Annotated in this window: 1 pseudogene; it reads left to right on the forward strand. The window is 41.2% G+C overall.

The annotated features are described in order from the left end of the window. Window positions 1-297, forward strand: a pseudogene (locus tag AB4486_RS25860) (diguanylate cyclase); the annotation flags it as partial. Window positions 298-388: the final 91 nt, after the last annotated feature.

Genomic DNA, 388 nt, shown 5'->3' on the forward strand with positions numbered 1-388 from the left:
TTGTATACCTTTGCCGAAGAAAGTTTGATTGGGTTTGCTGAAAGAATTGAGCAGGATATTCCTGATAGCTGCATGTACATTAAACAAGATAACAACGTACCGAGTGGTGTTGATGAAATACGCCTGCAGTCAAGCACTGTATCGGAAAGCGTTCAATCTAATCGACCCCAACCAAGCTTACTTAGTTGGGGAGAAACTTCAGATATGATGAATTCAAATAATGCAGGGTTCACTTTAGCATTTGATGAACTGAGGTTAGGCCAATTTAAACAGCGAGTGATCGCTGCATTTATCTAAATAGATTCCGCTTCAATCTCTTTCAGTGTTTTGCCTGTAGCACTTCTCCAGTAATCGGGTCCGCTGTAAGGGTAACCAAGTAGTTGCGTAT

This window comes from Vibrio sp. 10N.222.55.C6, from assembly GCF_041473395.1.
GTDB lineage: Bacteria > Pseudomonadota > Gammaproteobacteria > Enterobacterales > Vibrionaceae > Vibrio > Vibrio crassostreae_C.